Genomic DNA, 15325 nt, shown 5'->3' with positions numbered 1-15325 from the left:
ATCAACCCCCTGCAATAACCTGAAAAAGCAGGATCTGGTCGCCTTCCTGCACGATTTGCTGCTCCCACTGCTCGCGCGGCAGGATCTGCTGATTGAGCGCCAGCGCCGCTCCCGGTTTAAGTTGATTTAGCGCAGTGAGCAGCCCGCTGACGGTTTGTCCCTCGGCGCACTGCATCGGCTCATCATTGAACTGAATCTGCATGTTGTCCTCCGCAGACCGGGCAGCCGCTGGCACGACGCAGCGCGAGGCTGCGCCACTGGCTGGTTTTACCGTCGAACAGGCGTAGCTCCCCACTGGGAGTTTCAATGCCGCTGAGTAATTTAATCGCCTCCAGCGCCTGCAAGGTGCCCATCACGCCCACAACCGGGCCGACGATGCCGGCGGTGCGGCAGTTGCGTTCCGGCTCTACATCATCCGGCCACAGGCAACGGTAACAGCCTTGTTCCCACGGTGGCGTCAGTACCATTAGCTGGCCGCCAAAGCCCACAGCGCTGGCGGTGATGAGCGGAGTGTTGAGCATCACGCAGGCGGCGTTAATTTCCTGGCGCGTCGCCATGTTGTCGGTACAGTCGAGCACCACGTCGGCACGCGCTACCGCATGCCGGAGCGCCTCACCGGTCAGCCGCTGCTCAAGGACGACCAGCTCGCTGTCCGGATTAAGGCGTGCCAGATGTCGCTTTGCCGCCTGTGCTTTCGGGCGGGCGATATCATCGGTGGTGAACAATATTTGCCGCTGCAGGTTGCTCAGATGAACGTCATCATCGTCCGCCAACGTCAGCGTGCCGACGCCCGCTCCCGCCAGATACAGTGCCGCAGGCGAGCCGAGCCCACCTAAGCCGACGATCAGCACATGGCTATCGAGCAGCTTTTGTTGGCCCTCAATGGCAATGTCGCCGAGCAGGATCTGGCGGCTGTAGCGCATAAAATCGCGGTCATTCATCGCCGGCTCCCGCAATGTCCAATAGCTGCGCCGTGGCTGTCTGCCAGTCTGCGGCGTGGGTTATGGCGCTGACCACGGCAATGCTGCCAACACCGGTCGCCAGCACCGCCGGGGCGCGCTCAAGGCTGATGCCGCCGATAGCGACAGTGGGGTAATCCGCCAGTCGTTTACTATGGCTTGCCAGCTGCGTGAGGCCCTGCGGGGCCGACGGCATCTGCTTGGTTTGCGTCGGGAAGACATGACCCAGCGCGATATAAGAAGGCTTAGCAGCCAGCGCTACGTCTATCTCCATATCATCGTGAGTTGAAACACCCAGGCGTAGCCCCGCCGCCTGAATCGCCTTCAGGTCGGTGGTTTCGAGGTCTTCCTGGCCCAGATGCACGCCGTACGCGTTGTGCTTAATTGCCAGACTCCAGTAGTCGTTGATAAACAGGCGAGCATCATAGCGACGCCCCAACTCTATGGCGGCAATGACGTCGGCTTCGACCTCTTCATCACGTTTATCTTTAATGCGCAGTTGGATCGTGCGCACACCTGCCTGCAGCAAGCGTTCAATCCATTCAACGCTGTCTACCACCGGGTAAAGCCCGAGGCGGAACGGCACGGTCGGGAAATCAGGCTGGTACATCACGCCTCCTCTTTTTTGAGGTAGATTTCGCCGCCTTTGGCGCGGAAGTTCTCCGACATATCCGCCATTCCGATTTCAATGGTTTGTGCGGCGGCGTAGTCGCGGACCTCCTGGCTGATTTTCATCGAGCAGAACTTCGGCCCGCACATGGAGCAGAAGTGGGCAACCTTGCCGGACTCCTGGGGCAGGGTTTCATCGTGATAGGCGCGGGCGGTGAATGGGTCGAGTGCGAGGTTAAACTGGTCTTCCCAGCGGAATTCGAAGCGCGCTTTCGACATGGCGTTATCGCGGATCTGCGCACCCGGATGGCCTTTGGCTAAATCAGCGGCGTGGGCGGCAATCTTGTAGGTAATCAGCCCTTGCTTCACGTCTTCTTTGTTCGGCAGGCCAAGGTGCTCTTTTGGCGTGACGTAGCACAGCATCGCACAGCCAAACCAGCCGATCATCGCCGCACCAATGCCGGAGGTGAAGTGGTCATAGCCCGGCGCGATATCTGTCGTCAACGGCCCTAAGGTGTAGAACGGCGCTTCATGGCAGTGCTCCAGCTCTTCGGTCATGTTGCGCTGGATCATATGCATCGGCACATGACCCGGGCCTTCAATCATCACCTGCACGTCGTATTCCCAGGCGATTTTGGTCAGTTCGCCCAGCGTATGCAGCTCGGAGAACTGCGCCTCGTCGTTGGCATCCTGAACCGAGCCTGGACGCAGGCCGTCGCCGAGAGAGAGCGAAACGTCATAAGCGGCACAGATTTCGCAAATCTCGCGGAAATGTTCAAACAGGAAGTTCTCTTTGTGATGAGAGAGACACCATTTCGCCATGATCGAACCGCCGCGCGAGACAATACCTGTCAGGCGTTTGGCGGTCATCGGCACGTAGCGCAGCAGTACGCCCGCGTGAATGGTGAAGTAGTCGACGCCCTGTTCGGCTTGTTCGAGCAGCGTGTCGCGGAAGGCTTCCCAGGTGAGATCTTCAGCGATCCCGTTAACCTTCTCCAGCGCCTGGTAGATCGGTACGGTACCGATCGGCACCGGGCTGTTACGCAGGATCCACTCGCGGGTTTCGTGAATATAGCGGCCGGTGGAGAGGTCCATCACCGTATCTGCGCCCCAGCGGGTTGACCACACCAGCTTCTCCACCTCTTCTTCAATGGAGGAGGTTACCGCCGAGTTACCGATGTTGGCGTTCACCTTCACCAGGAAGTTGCGGCCGATGATCATCGGCTCGGATTCCGGGTGGTTGATGTTGGCAGGAATAATCGCGCGGCCCGCAGCGACTTCATCACGGACGAATTCCGGGGTGATGTTTTCCGGCAGGCGAGCACCAAAGTTCATTCCTGGATGCTGATGGCGCAGCACTTCACTACGAATGCGCTCGCGGCCCATGTTTTCACGGATGGCGATAAATTCCATCTCCGGGGTAACCATCCCCTGACGGGCATAGTGCAACTGGGTAACGCGCTTGCCGGCTTTGGCGCGTTTTGGCGTCAGCAGGCCGCTGAAACGCAGCTCGTCCAGGCCATCGTCGGCCAGACGTTCTTTGGTATAAGCGGAGCTACGGTCGTCTAATTCTTCGCTATCATTACGCGCCGCAATCCACGGCTGGCGCAGTTTCGCCAGACCCTGCTGAACGTTAATCGCCACATCAGGATCGCCGTACGGCCCGGAGGTGTCGTACACCGGCACGGCTTCGTTCTCTTCAAACTGCGGGTTGTCTTTCGTACCACCAATCAGCGTAGGACTTAGCTGGATTTCGCGCATCGGGATGCGGATATCCGCCTGCGAACCGGTGATGTAGATACGTTTTGAGTTAGGAAAGGCGGTACCTTCCAGCGTGTCGATAAAGTGTTGGGCTTGGGCGCGCTGTTCGCGGCGTGATGGTTTAGTAGTGGCAGACATAGCTCATTCCAAATAAAAGTAAGGATATGGCTTGTCAGACGACGGATGAAGCAAGAGAGACGAACGCCAAAGGGCGATACGGTTGTAGATTGACTCTTGTTCCCTTCGCAGGTTTTAACCTGATCAGGTTCCGCGGATCCCGAATTAACGGTCTCAGCCTTTTCCACTCATGCTGCTGTGGAAAATAAGCACTCCGACAAGAAGTAACCTCAAAAAGAGGCAATGAATGTAAATTACGCGTTAATGTCGCAAATCTCAAGCAGGACGTTTGATCATGCCACTCTCGTGCATCGCATCAAAAACCAGCATGATCAGCTTATCTTCCAGCACGAACCGGGCTTCCAGCGCCTCGCCGATATCCGATAAGGCCTGTTGAAATTCAAGGAAGTTATCGTGATCAATGGCGGTCTCCAGACTGGAATCATAGTAGTCCATGATCAGTTGCGTATTGGCTTCCAGGAGCGGCCAAATTTTTGTGGCTTTTAAAAGCTGCCCGTTCCCTTCCAATTTATGGAGAATACGTTCATAAATACTGAAGTGTCCGGTGGAAAGGTAATCGACCAGGCTCTGGCAAAAATCATCCAGCGCCTTTTCATTGAGCCGCATGTACGATTCTTTGCCTGGCTTAATGCCAACCAGATTGTAGTAAGCCACGAGCAGGTGCTTACGTACATGTAGCCAGCGATCAACCAGTTTGTTACTTCCTCCGACGTGCTCCGTCAGGCTTTCCAGCTGGTTTAGCATGATTGACTCCGCAAGATGGTGTTTAGGAACGGCTCACCCGTAAATGTAAAAATAATGTAAACAACATGCCTGTGAAGCAAAGGTTGCGCAAGAGATATGGATCGTATAATTGAAAAATTAGATAGCGGCTGGTGGATTGTCAGTCATGAGCAAAAGTTATGGTTGCCTCATGGCGAACTGCCTTACGGCGACGCAGCAAGTTTTGATCTGACCGGGCAGCGTGCACTTCCTATAGGCGAATGGGAAGGGGAGACGGTCTGGCTGGTGCAGCAGCAGCGTCGGCACGATATGGGGTCTGTGCGCCAGGTCATTGACCAGGATGTTGGCCTGTTTCAACTGGCCGGACGCGGCGTACAACTGGCTGAGTTCTACCGCTCACATAAATTCTGCGGTTACTGCGGTCATCCCATGCACCCGAGTAAAACGGAATGGGCGATGCTGTGTAGCCACTGTCGAGAACGCTACTACCCGCAAATTGCCCCCTGCATTATCGTCGCTATTCGCCGTGACGACGCTATCCTGCTTGCCCAACATGTTCGCCATCGTAACGGCGTGCATACCGTGCTGGCGGGTTTTGTCGAAGTGGGCGAGACCCTCGAGCAGGCGGTGGCGCGCGAAGTCATGGAAGAGAGCGGCATTAAGGTGAAAAACCTGCGCTACGTCACTTCTCAGCCGTGGCCGTTCCCACAGTCTTTGATGACCGCATTTATGGCGGAGTATGATAGCGGCGAAATTGTTATTGACCCGAAGGAACTGCTGGAAGCGAACTGGTATCGCTACGACGATTTACCGCTCCTGCCCCCGCCGGGCACCGTCGCGCGTCGATTGATTGAAGATACTGTCGCCCTCTGTCGGGCAGAGTATGAGTGACACACATGTTACACTGGCGTGAAATAGCTCAAGGAATGGAAAAATGACCGAACTGAAGAACGATCGTTATCTGCGTGCGCTGCTGCGCCAGCCCGTTGATGTCACTCCGGTATGGATGATGCGCCAGGCGGGCCGCTATCTACCGGAATATAAAGCCACGCGCGCCGAAGCGGGCGATTTTATGGCGCTGTGCAAAAATGCCGAGCTGGCCTGCGAAGTCACGCTGCAGCCGCTGCGTCGCTATAAGCTTGATGCGGCGATCCTCTTTTCGGATATCCTGACGATTCCCGATGCGATGGGACTTGGGCTGTATTTTGAAGCCGGAGAGGGCCCACGCTTTACCTCTCCGATCGCCAGCAAGGCTGACGTCGACAAACTGCCGATCCCGGACCCGGAAGATGAGCTGGGGTATGTGATGAATGCGGTGCGCACTATCCGCCGTGAACTGAAAGGCGAAGTGCCGCTGATCGGCTTCTCCGGTAGCCCGTGGACACTGGCGACCTATATGGTCGAAGGCGGCAGTAGTAAGGCCTTCACCGTGATTAAAAAGATGATGTACGCCGATCCAAAGGCGCTGCATCTGCTGCTTGATAAGCTGGCGAAGAGCGTCACTCTGTACCTGAACGCGCAGATCAAAGCGGGCGCGCAATCGGTAATGATTTTCGACACCTGGGGCGGTGTGCTGACCGGTCGCGACTATCAGCAGTTCTCCCTGTACTACATGCACAAAATCGTCGACGGCCTGATGCGCGAGAACGAAGGTCGTCGCGTACCGGTGACGCTGTTCACCAAAGGCGGTGGTCAGTGGCTGGAAGCGATGGCGGAAACCGGCTGTGATGCGTTAGGTCTGGACTGGACCACTGACATTGCCGATGCGCGTCGTCGTGTAGGTCATAAAGTGGCACTGCAGGGCAATATGGATCCGTCCATGCTGTATGCGCCGCCAGCCCGCATCGAAGAAGAGGTGGCGACGATTCTGGCCGGTTTTGGTCAGGGTGAAGGCCATGTCTTTAACCTGGGCCACGGCATTCATCAGGATGTCCCGCCAGAGCATGCGGGTGTCTTTGTGGAGGCGGTACATCGGTTGTCTGAACAGTACCACCGCTAAGGAGTCATTATGGATCTTGCGTCATTACGCGCGCAGCAGCTTGAACTGGCCTCTTCAGTGATCCGCGAGGATCGCCTGAGGAGCGATCCGCCGGATCTGATCGGCGGGGCGGATGTTGGGTTCGAGCAGGGGGGCGAAGTGACGCGAGCCGCGGTGGTCTTACTGAAGTACCCCTCGCTGGAACTGGTTGAATACAAGGTGGCGCGAATCGCCACCACCATGCCCTACATTCCTGGCTTTCTCTCCTTTCGAGAAACACCCGCGCTGATGGCCGCCTGGCAGCAGCTTTCGCACAAGCCTGATCTGCTGTTCGTTGACGGTCACGGGATCTCTCACCCTCGCCGTCTGGGCGTGGCCAGCCATTTTGGCCTGCTGGTGGATGTCCCGACGATTGGCGTGGCGAAAAAACGGTTGTGCGGCAAGTTTGAGCCGCTCGCCGCCGAACCCGGAGCGTTAGCGCCGTTGTTGGATAAAGGCGAACAGCTGGCATGGGTTTGGCGCAGCAAAGCACGCTGTAACCCGCTGTTTATCTCTACGGGTCATCGCGTGAGCCAGGACAGCGCGTTAGCGTGGGTACAACGCTGTATGAACGGCTATCGTCTGCCGGAACCAACACGCTGGGCAGATGCGGTGGCATCCGAACGCCCTGCTTTTACGCGGCTTGCAGCAAAAACGCCCCATATCGGGTAAACTGCCGCTAATTTCCGTATTTGAGAACTCATCATGTTACAAAATCCGATTCACCTGCGTCTGGAGAAGCTGGAAAGCTGGCAGCACGTCACGTTTATGGCCTGTCTGTGCGAACGCATGTACCCCAACTACGCCATGTTCTGTAAGCAAACCGAATTTGGCGATGGACAAATTTACCGCCGAATTCTGGATTTGATTTGGGAAGCGCTGACGGTTAAAGACGCGAAAATCAATTTCGATAGCCAGTTGGAAAAATTTGAAGAGGCTATTCCTTCAGCAGACGATTACGATTTGTACGGCGTTTATCCGGCGATTGATGCCTGTGTGGCATTAAGCGAACTGATGCATTCGCGTCTTAGCGGTGAAACGCTGGAACATGCAATTGAGGTTAGTAAGGCTTCGATTACGACGGTTGCGATGCTGGAAATGACCCAGGCTGGTCGCGAAATGACCGATGAAGAGCTCAAAGAGAACCCGGCCGTTGAGCAAGAATGGGATATTCAGTGGGAAATTTTCCGACTTTTAGCCGACTGTGAAGAACGCGATATTGAGCTGATAAAAGGGCTTCGTGCAGACCTGCGCGAGGCTGGCGAGAGCAATATTGGTATAAATTTTCAGCAATGACACCATAAAACGTGATTTAACGCCTGATTTGTCGTGCCTGAAGGCTTCCCATCCGCCCCCGGTCTGGTCTACATTTGGGGGGCGAAAAAAAGTGGCTATCGGTGCGTGTATGCAGGAGAGTGCTTTTCTGGCATTTCCGTCGCACTCGATGCTTAGCAAGCGATAAACACATTGTAAGGATAACTTATGAACAAGACTCAACTGATTGATGTAATTGCAGACAAAGCAGAACTGTCTAAAACACAGGCTAAAGCTGCTCTGGAATCCACTCTGGCTGCTATTACTGAGTCTCTGAAAGAAGGCGATGCTGTACAACTGGTTGGTTTCGGTACCTTCAAAGTGAACCACCGTGCTGAGCGCACTGGCCGCAACCCGCAGACCGGTAAAGAAATCAAAATTGCCGCAGCTAACGTACCGGCATTTGTTTCTGGTAAAGCACTGAAAGACGCGGTTAAGTAATTCGCGTGGCAGTGAACAGTTTTATCGAAGGGGCGGTTTCGCCCCTTTTGTCTATCTGGCGTCATTCGCTTTGGCTTTCAGGTGTGCTGTTACTGTCTGCCTGTAGTCGCCACTCTGAGCTTCCTCCGTTCACGGCCAGCGGCTATGTTGGCGATCAGGGGGCGGTACGCATTTGGCGTAAAGATTCCAGCGACGATGTTCACTTGCTCTCGGTATTTAGTCCGTGGCGTAAAGGCGATACCACCACCAGTGAATACCGCTGGCAGGGTGATTCGCTCTCGCTGATAGAACTCAACACTTACAGTAAACCACCGGAACATGTCCGTATACGCTTCGATGACCGGGGCGAACTGAGTTTCATGCAGCGTGAAGTCGATGGGCAAAAGCAGCAGCTTTCCAGCGATCAAATTGCGCTTTACCGCTATCGTGCCGATCAAATCCGCCAGACCAGCGATGCGTTGCGTCAGGGACGGGTGATATTGCGTCAGGGACGCTGGCATGCGAATAACACAGTCACGACCTGTGAAGGTGAAACACTGAAGCCCGATCTGGAATCGTGGGCGATAAACCACATTGAGCGCCGCCAGAGCCATTCATCTGTAGAAGTGAGTGTGGCATGGCTGGAAGCGCCCGAAGGGTCGCAGCTACTGCTGGTCGCTAATGAAGATTTTTGTCACTGGCAGCCTACTGCCAAAACCTTCTGAAAACCTGATGCCAGGACATCGGGCCAGATAAGGTGAGGCCGCCATCCGGCAAAAACCGTTTACCAGTGGCCCATTCCCATATGGCCGCCGCGATGGTTGCCGCCACCGCCGCACCCGCCGTAGCCCATTCCCGCTCCGCGAGGTACGCCTGCCTGGGCCATTGCGACATCGCGTTTAACGCGCTGCTCATCCAGTGACTGATTCAAAGCCTCCATCTCCTTTGCCACGGCATTAATTTTTGCTGTGTCTGGCGAGCTGGCTGTTAGCAACGCGTTGTACTCATAACGTTTAGAGGTCAGCTGTTGGCGCAAGGCGTTGGTCTGCGAGTAGTAATCATCATATATTTTCTGCGCGGTAGCCTGCTGCTCAGTGGTCATTGGCGTACCGCCTCGTTGCTGCATTCCATCACCATATCCCCAGTGATTCTGCGCCAGCGCCGGGGTAGAGCCGAACGCGATAAGAGAGAGTGCAATCAGCGCCAGTTTGTTGTTCCGTTTCATGGGTCGTTCTCCTGTTGGTTAGATTACATTTCCTTTTGCATCTTCCGTGCCAAAGCGGCAATCCCGGTTCCGCGGGCGTTGTACTCGTGGTCTTTACAGGGCGACGAGTAAAAATGACTCGCCAGAACGCGCCGGCGGGTCATTTTTACCCGCTACTTTCAGCGGTTTGTGTCTGAGGGCAGGGTTATCACGGAGAAAAAATGGCATGATTTCTGCTGTATACCTGCAACGATGAAAGGAACAGGTGGGATAAAGGGAGAGCGTATGCGTCTTTATAAGGACACGGCGGCCAAGTGGTTGAGCCGACTCTTGCTGGCGGCAATCCTGATTTTGGTCGGTTGGTTTTCGATTATGACCATTCGGGACTATGGGCGGGAAAGCGGTGCCGCGCGGCAAACGCTACTGGAAAAAGGCAGCGTGCTCATCCGCGCTCTGGAGTCTGGTACGCGCGTAGGTATGGGGATGCGCATGCATCATGCTCAACAGCAGACGCTGCTGGAGGAAATGGCCGTACAACCAGGCGTGCTATGGTTTGCCGTCGTTGACGATCATGGCGTCATTATTACTCATAGCAATTCCGCGATGGTCGGTAAAACGCTCTATTCACCGGATGTCCTGCGGCAACTAAGCCCCGGGGAACAAGAAAGCTGGCGGAATATTGACATGCCTACGGGGGACGGTGAAAAAACACCGGTCCTGGAAATTTATCGTCAGTTTCAGCCGATGTATGGTCCAGGACGTCATGGCATGGCGCGCTGTGCCAGCAATGACGGACAGCTTATCCCCCCCGCACAAACCATATTTATCGCTTTTGATGCCAGCGATCTGGCTGCGACTCAGGCAAGAGAGTGGCGTAACACCCTGATCGTCCTGTCTGCGCTGGCGGCCGTGCTGCTGGCCACTGTGCTGACGTTCTTCTGGTATCAACGCTATCAGCGCTCGTACAAAGAACTGCAGGATGCGATGAAGCGTAAAGAAAAACTGATGGCGCTCGGACATCTGGCGGCCGGGGTCGCGCATGAGATTCGAAACCCGCTTTCATCGATCAAAGGTTTAGCGAAGTATTTTGCCGAACGAACTCCGGCTGGTGGCGAGTCGCATGAGCTGGCGCAGGTGATGGCGAAAGAGGCGGACCGTTTAAATCGGGTGGTGAGCGAGCTGCTGGAGCTGGTGAAACCTGCGCATCTGACGCTGCAACAGGTGGATCTCAATGAGGTCATCACCCACTCATTAAACCTGGTGAGTCAGGATGCGGCAAGCCGGGAAATCCAGCTACGTTTTTCGGCCAGTTCCACGCTGCCCGCTATTCAGGCCGATCCCGACCGACTGACTCAGGTTCTGTTGAATCTGTATCTGAACGCCATTCATGCGATTGGTCGTCAGGGCACGATTACGGTTGAAGCGAGTGAAAGCAGCGGCGATCGCGTTAAAATCATGGTTATTGATAGCGGGAAAGGGATTGCAGCGGAACAGCTGGAGGCCATTTTTACGCCTTACTTCACGACTAAAGCGGATGGAACCGGCCTTGGGCTGGCGGTAGTGCAGAACATAATTGAACAGCACGGTGGTACCATTCATGTGGCAAGCGTTGAGGGCAAAGGCGCAACCTTTACCCTCTGGCTGCCGACCAACGCGAAACAACAGGATTAACAAGGATGACGCGCGGAAAAATCAATATTCTGGTGGTAGATGACGATATCAGCCATTGCACCATTTTACAGGCGCTGCTGCGCGGCTGGGGTTATGAGGTCGCGCTGGCCTATAGCGGGCAAGCGGCACTGGAACAGGTGCGTGAACGCGTATTTGATTTAGTGCTGTGCGATGTGCGTATGGCGGAGATGGACGGCATCGCAACGCTGAAAGAGATTAAAGCGCTGAATTCGGCGATTCCGGTATTGATCATGACGGCGTTCTCCAGCGTGGAGACCGCCGTTGAGGCGCTGAAAACCGGGGCGCTGGACTACTTAATCAAACCGCTGGATTTTGATCGCCTGCAGGAGACGCTGGAAAAGGCGCTGGCGCATACGCGGGAAACGGGCGCTGAACTGCCGTCAGGGTCGGCTGCGCAGTTTGGCATGATTGGCAGCAGTCCGGCGATGCGGCAGTTGATCAATGAAATCGCGATGGTTGCGCCCTCGGATGCAACGGTGCTCATTCACGGAGACTCCGGTACGGGGAAAGAGCTGGTGGCCCGGGCGCTGCATGCCAGCAGTACCCGCTGTGATAAACCGCTGGTGACGCTGAACTGTGCGTCGCTTAATGAGTCGCTGCTGGAGTCCGAACTTTTTGGTCACGAGAAAGGCGCGTTTACTGGCGCGGATAAGCGGCGGGAAGGGCGCTTTGTGGAAGCCGAAGGCGGCACGTTATTTCTTGATGAAATTGGCGATATCTCACCGCTAATGCAGGTGCGTCTGCTGCGGGCTATCCAGGAGCGGGAAGTGCAACGGGTTGGCAGCAACCAGACTATTGCGGTTGATGTCCGGCTGATCGCCGCCACACATCGCGATCTGGCGGAGGAAGTGAACGCCGGGCGCTTTCGTCAGGATCTCTACTATCGCCTGAACGTCATCACTATTGAAATGCCTGCGCTGTGCCAGCGCCGGGAAGATATTCCGCTGCTGGCCGAACATTTTCTCCAGCGTTTTGCCACACGTAACCGAAAAGCGGTGAAGGGCTTTACTCCGCAGGCGATGGATCTGCTGATCCACTATGACTGGCCGGGTAATATCCGTGAGCTGGAAAATGCGATTGAGCGTTCGGTGGTGCTGCTAACGGGGGAATATATTTCCGAACGCGAGCTGCCGATGGCGATTGCCGCGACACCGATAAAAACGGAATACAGTGGCGAGATCCAACCGCTGGTGGATGTCGAAAAAGAAGTGATTCTGGCGGCGCTGGAAAAAACGGGCGGCAATAAAACCGAAGCCGCCCGTCAGTTAGGTATTACGCGCAAAACGCTGCTGGCTAAGCTCAGCCGTTAGTTTTGCTCACGTTCGATGGCGCGCCAGCCGATGTCGTTACGGCTGAAGCTGCCGTCCCAACGGATGTCGGTCATCAGGGCGTAGGCACGCTGCTGCGCCTCGGCAACGGTGTTGCCCAGCGCGGTGGCGCACAGGACGCGACCGCCGTTGGTCAGCACGCGATCGTCAGCAGACAGTTTGGTGCCCGCGTGGAACACTTTACCGTCAGCGACTTCTTCCAGCGGCAGGCCGTGGATCTCATCGCCAGTATTGTAGTTGCCCGGATAACCGCCCGCGGCAATCACTACGCCCAAAGAGGCGCGTTCGTCCCACTCAGACGTTTTCTCATCCAGCTTGCCGTCACAGGCGGCAAGGCACAGCTCCACCAGATCCGATTTCATACGCAGCATAATCGGCTGGGTTTCCGGATCGCCGAAGCGGCAGTTGAACTCGATAACCTTCGGGTTGCCCTGTTTGTCGATCATCAGACCCGCGTACAGGAAACCGGTGTAAGTGTTCCCTTCCGCCGCCATGCCTTTTACGGTTGGCCAGATGATGCGTTCCATGGTGCGCTGATGAACGTCGTCAGTCACCACCGGTGCAGGTGAGTAAGCGCCCATACCGCCGGTATTCGGACCGGTATCGCCGTTGCCCACGCGTTTGTGGTCCTGGCTGGTGGCCATTGGCAGCACGTGCTCGCCGTCAACCATCACGATAAAGCTCGCTTCTTCACCGTCGAGGAACTCTTCGATAACGATACGGTGGCCCGCATCGCCAAAAGCGTTACCTGCCAGCATGTCATGAACGGCGGCTTCGGCTTCCTCCAGCGTCATCGCGACGATAACGCCTTTACCGGCGGCCAGGCCGTCGGCCTTGATAACGATCGGCGCGCCTTTCTCACGCAGATAGGCCAGCGCAGGCTCAATCTCGGTGAAGTTCTGATACTCCGCCGTTGGAATGTTATGACGGGCAAGGAAATCTTTGGTGAAGGCTTTGGAGCCTTCCAACTGCGCTGCACCTTCGGTTGGGCCGAAGATTTTCAGACCGGCGGCGCGAAACGCATCGACCACGCCAATTACCAGAGGCGCTTCTGGGCCAACGATGGTCAGATCGATCTTCTCATTCTGGGCAAAGCTCAGCAGCGCCGGAATATCGGTCACGCCGATTGCCACGTTTTGCAGCGCAGGTTCCAGCGCGGTGCCCGCGTTGCCTGGTGCAACAAATACCGTTTCGACTTTTGGCGACTGCGCCGCTTTCCAGGCCAGCGCGTGTTCGCGCCCGCCGTTGCCAATCACTAATACTTTCATCGTCTGCTCCGTGGATTAATGGCGGAAGTGGCGCATGTCGGTGAACACCATCGCTATGCCGTGCTCGTCGGCGGCAGCAATGACTTCATCATCACGGATAGAACCGCCCGGCTGGATCACGCAGGTCACACCAGCGGCGGCGGCGGCATCAATCCCATCGCGGAACGGGAAGAAGGCGTCGGATGCCATAGAGGAACCTTGAACTTCCAGACCTTCGTCGGCGGCTTTAATTCCGGCGATTTTTGCGGAATATACGCGGCTCATCTGGCCTGCTCCTATGCCGATAGTCATGTTCTCTTTGGCGTAAACAATGGCGTTGGATTTTACAAATTTAGCTACTTTCCAGCAGAACAGCGCATCGCGCAGTTCCTGTTCGGTCGGCTGACGTTTGGAAACTACGCGCAGTTCACCTTCGCTCACCATACCCAGGTCACGATCCTGAACCAGCAGACCGCCGTTAACGCGTTTGAAGTCCAGGCCCGGCACACGTTGTGCCCACTGACCGCAGGTCAGCACGCGGACGTTCTGTTTGGCGGCGGTGATTTTCAGTGCGTCTTCGGTTGCGGATGGCGCGATGATCACTTCCACGAACTGACGGGAAATGATGGCTTGAGCAGTTTCGGCATCCAGTTCGCGGTTGAAGGCGATGATGCCGCCGAACGCGGAGGTCGGGTCGGTTTTATAGGCGCGGTCGTAAGCATCGAGAATAGAGGTACTGACAGCCACGCCGCACGGGTTAGCGTGTTTGACGATCACACAGGCTGGCTCGTTGAATTCTTTTACGCACTCCAGCGCCGCATCGGTATCGGCGATGTTGTTGTAGGAAAGTGCTTTGCCCTGTACCTGCTGCGCGGTGGTAACGGACGCTTCTTTAACATTCTCTTCTATATAGAAGGCAGCCTGTTGGTGGCTGTTCTCGCCGTAGCGCATATCCTGCTTCTTAATGAAGTTCAGGTTCAGTGTACGTGGAAAGCGACCGGCGGCTTCTTTGCTTTCGCCGTGGTAGGCCGGAACCATGCTACCGAAGTAGTTGGCGATCATGCTGTCGTAAGCGGCGGTGTGTTCGAAGGCTTTAATCGCGAGATCGAAACGTGTGTCGAGGGTCAGAGAACCGTCGTTGGCATCCATCTCTTTAATAATGGCGGCGTAGTCGCTGCTCTTCACAACGATAGCCACATCTTTATGGTTCTTGGCAGCGGAACGCACCATCGTCGGGCCGCCGATATCAATGTTTTCTACCGCATCTTCCAGCGAGCAGCCTTCACGGGCAACGGTCTCGGCGAACGGGTACAGGTTAACAACCACCATGTCGATAGGTGCGATGCCGTGCTGTTCCATAATCCCGTCGTCCTGACCGCGACGACCAAGAATGCCGCCGTGGACTTTCGGATGCAGGGTCTTTACGCGTCCATCCATCATTTCCGGGAAGCCGGTGTAATCGGAAACTTCGGTTACTGGCAGACCTTTCTCAGCTAACAGGCGCGCAGTGCCACCTGTAGACAGCAGCTCCACACCGCGTGCGGAAAGTGCCTGAGCGAATTCGATGATACCGGCCTTGTCAGAAACACTGAGCAGAGCGCGGCGGACTGGACGACGTTGTTGCATGGTAAATCCCCTGGATTTGACTATTACAGAGAGCGTTAGGTGAATTCTTGGCTAAAAACTCAGCTAACGCCCCTTACGGGGCATCCTTGTTGTGCGGGGGCATTGTAACGAAAACGTTTGCGCAACGCTCGCGAATTTTTAATTTTCGATTTTGACCTCTTCTTTTTCCGTTGAAGGATGCTCATATAAACAGAGAAGTGCACAAACGATCGCGTGGTTTGTGGATAACTCTGTGTGTAAATGGGTATAAGGCGGGGTTTTGCTGTGGAATGCAGCGGTCAGTCATT

Annotated in this window: 16 protein-coding genes and 1 riboswitch; of the genes, 8 read left to right on the top strand and 8 right to left on the bottom strand. The window is 55.7% G+C overall.

The window, feature by feature from the left end:
- Position 1 precedes the first annotated feature (1 nt).
- The 5 genes from thiS to HV345_RS22085 form a co-directional block, all read right to left on the bottom strand.
- The gene (gene thiS, locus HV345_RS22105; protein WP_016155307.1) at positions 2 to 202 is read right to left on the bottom strand and encodes a sulfur carrier protein ThiS; all 201 of its coding nucleotides are present in this window, start codon (positions 200 to 202) and stop codon (positions 2 to 4) included.
- Positions 183 to 941, bottom strand: a complete 759-nt coding sequence (locus tag HV345_RS22100) for a HesA/MoeB/ThiF family protein (protein WP_103928819.1) — start codon at positions 939 to 941, stop codon at positions 183 to 185. Before HV345_RS22100 ends, thiS begins: the two co-directional genes overlap by 20 nt.
- The gene (gene thiE / locus HV345_RS22095; RefSeq protein WP_149382844.1) at positions 934 to 1569 is read right to left on the bottom strand and encodes a thiamine phosphate synthase; all 636 of its coding nucleotides are present in this window, start codon (positions 1567 to 1569) and stop codon (positions 934 to 936) included. The genes HV345_RS22100 and thiE overlap by 8 nt, the downstream gene beginning before the upstream one ends.
- On the bottom strand, positions 1569 to 3467 hold the full coding sequence (thiC, locus tag HV345_RS22090; protein ID WP_181636059.1) for a phosphomethylpyrimidine synthase ThiC: 1899 nt from the start codon (positions 3465 to 3467) through the stop codon (positions 1569 to 1571). The genes thiE and thiC overlap by 1 nt, the downstream gene beginning before the upstream one ends.
- Positions 3468 to 3550: 83 nt before the next feature.
- A riboswitch (TPP riboswitch) is annotated at positions 3551 to 3673 on the bottom strand.
- 49 nt (positions 3674 to 3722) lie between these two features.
- On the bottom strand, positions 3723 to 4211 hold the full coding sequence (locus tag HV345_RS22085; protein ID WP_016155311.1) for an Rsd/AlgQ family anti-sigma factor: 489 nt from the start codon (positions 4209 to 4211) through the stop codon (positions 3723 to 3725).
- A 96-nt stretch (positions 4212 to 4307) separates the two neighbouring features.
- Between HV345_RS22085 and nudC the strand changes: the two genes are divergently transcribed.
- The 6 genes from nudC (at position 4308) to HV345_RS22055 (ending at position 8666) form a co-directional block, all read left to right on the top strand.
- Complete coding sequence (nudC, locus tag HV345_RS22080; protein ID WP_016155312.1) at positions 4308 to 5081, top strand: NAD(+) diphosphatase; 774 nt, start codon at positions 4308 to 4310, stop codon at positions 5079 to 5081.
- Positions 5082 to 5124: 43 nt separating this feature from the next.
- On the top strand, positions 5125 to 6189 hold the full coding sequence (gene hemE / locus HV345_RS22075; protein WP_046276272.1) for a uroporphyrinogen decarboxylase: 1065 nt from the start codon (positions 5125 to 5127) through the stop codon (positions 6187 to 6189).
- 9 nt (positions 6190 to 6198) lie between these two features.
- Positions 6199 to 6879 carry a deoxyribonuclease V gene (gene nfi / locus HV345_RS22070; protein WP_101701279.1) on the top strand — a complete coding sequence of 227 codons (681 nt, stop codon included), beginning with the start codon at positions 6199 to 6201 and terminating at the stop codon, positions 6877 to 6879.
- Between the two features lie 33 nt (positions 6880 to 6912).
- Complete coding sequence (locus HV345_RS22065) at positions 6913 to 7503, top strand: YjaG family protein (RefSeq protein WP_003842015.1); 591 nt, start codon at positions 6913 to 6915, stop codon at positions 7501 to 7503.
- Positions 7504 to 7689: 186 nt separating this feature from the next.
- Positions 7690 to 7962 carry a nucleoid-associated protein HU-alpha gene (hupA, locus tag HV345_RS22060; RefSeq protein WP_001044509.1) on the top strand — a complete coding sequence of 91 codons (273 nt, stop codon included), beginning with the start codon at positions 7690 to 7692 and terminating at the stop codon, positions 7960 to 7962.
- Between the two features lie 11 nt (positions 7963 to 7973).
- Positions 7974 to 8666, top strand: coding sequence for a DUF1481 domain-containing protein (locus tag HV345_RS22055; protein WP_047359007.1), 693 nt, complete (start codon positions 7974 to 7976; stop codon positions 8664 to 8666).
- A 59-nt stretch (positions 8667 to 8725) separates the two neighbouring features.
- Here HV345_RS22055 and zraP read toward each other — a convergent pair whose 3' ends face one another.
- Positions 8726 to 9166 (bottom strand): zinc resistance sensor/chaperone ZraP, encoded by a 441-nt coding sequence (zraP, locus tag HV345_RS22050; RefSeq protein WP_181636058.1) that lies wholly within the window; start codon positions 9164 to 9166, stop codon positions 8726 to 8728.
- 264 nt (positions 9167 to 9430) lie between these two features.
- Here zraP and zraS point away from each other — a divergent pair, with 264 nt between their 5' ends.
- Both zraS and zraR read left to right on the top strand, forming a co-directional pair.
- Entirely contained in the window at positions 9431 to 10816 is a 1386-nt protein-coding gene (gene zraS / locus HV345_RS22045; protein ID WP_094762153.1) for a two-component system sensor histidine kinase ZraS, read from the top strand.
- Between the two features lie 5 nt (positions 10817 to 10821).
- Entirely contained in the window at positions 10822 to 12147 is a 1326-nt protein-coding gene (gene zraR, locus HV345_RS22040; protein ID WP_181546528.1) for a sigma-54-dependent response regulator transcription factor ZraR, read from the top strand.
- Here zraR and purD read toward each other — a convergent pair.
- Both purD and purH read right to left on the bottom strand, forming a co-directional pair.
- Entirely contained in the window at positions 12144 to 13433 is a 1290-nt protein-coding gene (gene purD, locus HV345_RS22035; protein ID WP_016157951.1) for a phosphoribosylamine--glycine ligase, read from the bottom strand. The genes zraR and purD overlap by 4 nt on opposite strands.
- Before the next feature lie 15 nt (positions 13434 to 13448).
- Positions 13449 to 15038 carry a bifunctional phosphoribosylaminoimidazolecarboxamide formyltransferase/IMP cyclohydrolase gene (gene purH / locus HV345_RS22030; protein ID WP_181636057.1) on the bottom strand — a complete coding sequence of 530 codons (1590 nt, stop codon included), beginning with the start codon at positions 15036 to 15038 and terminating at the stop codon, positions 13449 to 13451.
- Positions 15039 to 15325 lie beyond the last annotated feature (287 nt).

This window comes from Citrobacter sp. RHBSTW-00986 (genome assembly GCF_013783065.1).
Lineage (GTDB): Bacteria > Pseudomonadota > Gammaproteobacteria > Enterobacterales > Enterobacteriaceae > Citrobacter > Citrobacter braakii.
Note: the sequence above shows the minus strand (reverse complement) of the source record. Positions and strands in the feature narration are given on the sequence as shown.

What these genes read in the sequence shown, in the direction of transcription:
- thiS (WP_016155307.1), bottom strand. Translation starts at nt 202, where the DNA reads ATGCAGATTCAGTTCAATGATGAGCCGATGCAGTGCGCCGAGGGACAA.
- HV345_RS22100 (WP_103928819.1), bottom strand. Translation starts at nt 941, where the DNA reads ATGAATGACCGCGATTTTATGCGCTACAGCCGCCAGATCCTGCTCGGC.
- thiE (WP_149382844.1), bottom strand. Translation starts at nt 1,569, where the DNA reads ATGTACCAGCCTGATTTCCCGACCGTGCCGTTCCGCCTCGGGCTTTAC.
- thiC (WP_181636059.1), bottom strand. Translation starts at nt 3,467, where the DNA reads ATGTCTGCCACTACTAAACCATCACGCCGCGAACAGCGCGCCCAAGCC.
- HV345_RS22085 (WP_016155311.1), bottom strand. Translation starts at nt 4,211, where the DNA reads ATGCTAAACCAGCTGGAAAGCCTGACGGAGCACGTCGGAGGAAGTAAC.
- nudC (WP_016155312.1), top strand. Translation starts at nt 4,308, where the DNA reads ATGGATCGTATAATTGAAAAATTAGATAGCGGCTGGTGGATTGTCAGT.
- hemE (WP_046276272.1), top strand. Translation starts at nt 5,125, where the DNA reads ATGACCGAACTGAAGAACGATCGTTATCTGCGTGCGCTGCTGCGCCAG.
- nfi (WP_101701279.1), top strand. Translation starts at nt 6,199, where the DNA reads ATGGATCTTGCGTCATTACGCGCGCAGCAGCTTGAACTGGCCTCTTCA.
- HV345_RS22065 (WP_003842015.1), top strand. Translation starts at nt 6,913, where the DNA reads ATGTTACAAAATCCGATTCACCTGCGTCTGGAGAAGCTGGAAAGCTGG.
- hupA (WP_001044509.1), top strand. Translation starts at nt 7,690, where the DNA reads ATGAACAAGACTCAACTGATTGATGTAATTGCAGACAAAGCAGAACTG.
- zraP (WP_181636058.1), bottom strand. Translation starts at nt 9,166, where the DNA reads ATGAAACGGAACAACAAACTGGCGCTGATTGCACTCTCTCTTATCGCG.
- zraS (WP_094762153.1), top strand. Translation starts at nt 9,431, where the DNA reads ATGCGTCTTTATAAGGACACGGCGGCCAAGTGGTTGAGCCGACTCTTG.
- zraR (WP_181546528.1), top strand. Translation starts at nt 10,822, where the DNA reads ATGACGCGCGGAAAAATCAATATTCTGGTGGTAGATGACGATATCAGC.
- purD (WP_016157951.1), bottom strand. Translation starts at nt 13,433, where the DNA reads ATGAAAGTATTAGTGATTGGCAACGGCGGGCGCGAACACGCGCTGGCC.
- purH (WP_181636057.1), bottom strand. Translation starts at nt 15,038, where the DNA reads ATGCAACAACGTCGTCCAGTCCGCCGCGCTCTGCTCAGTGTTTCTGAC.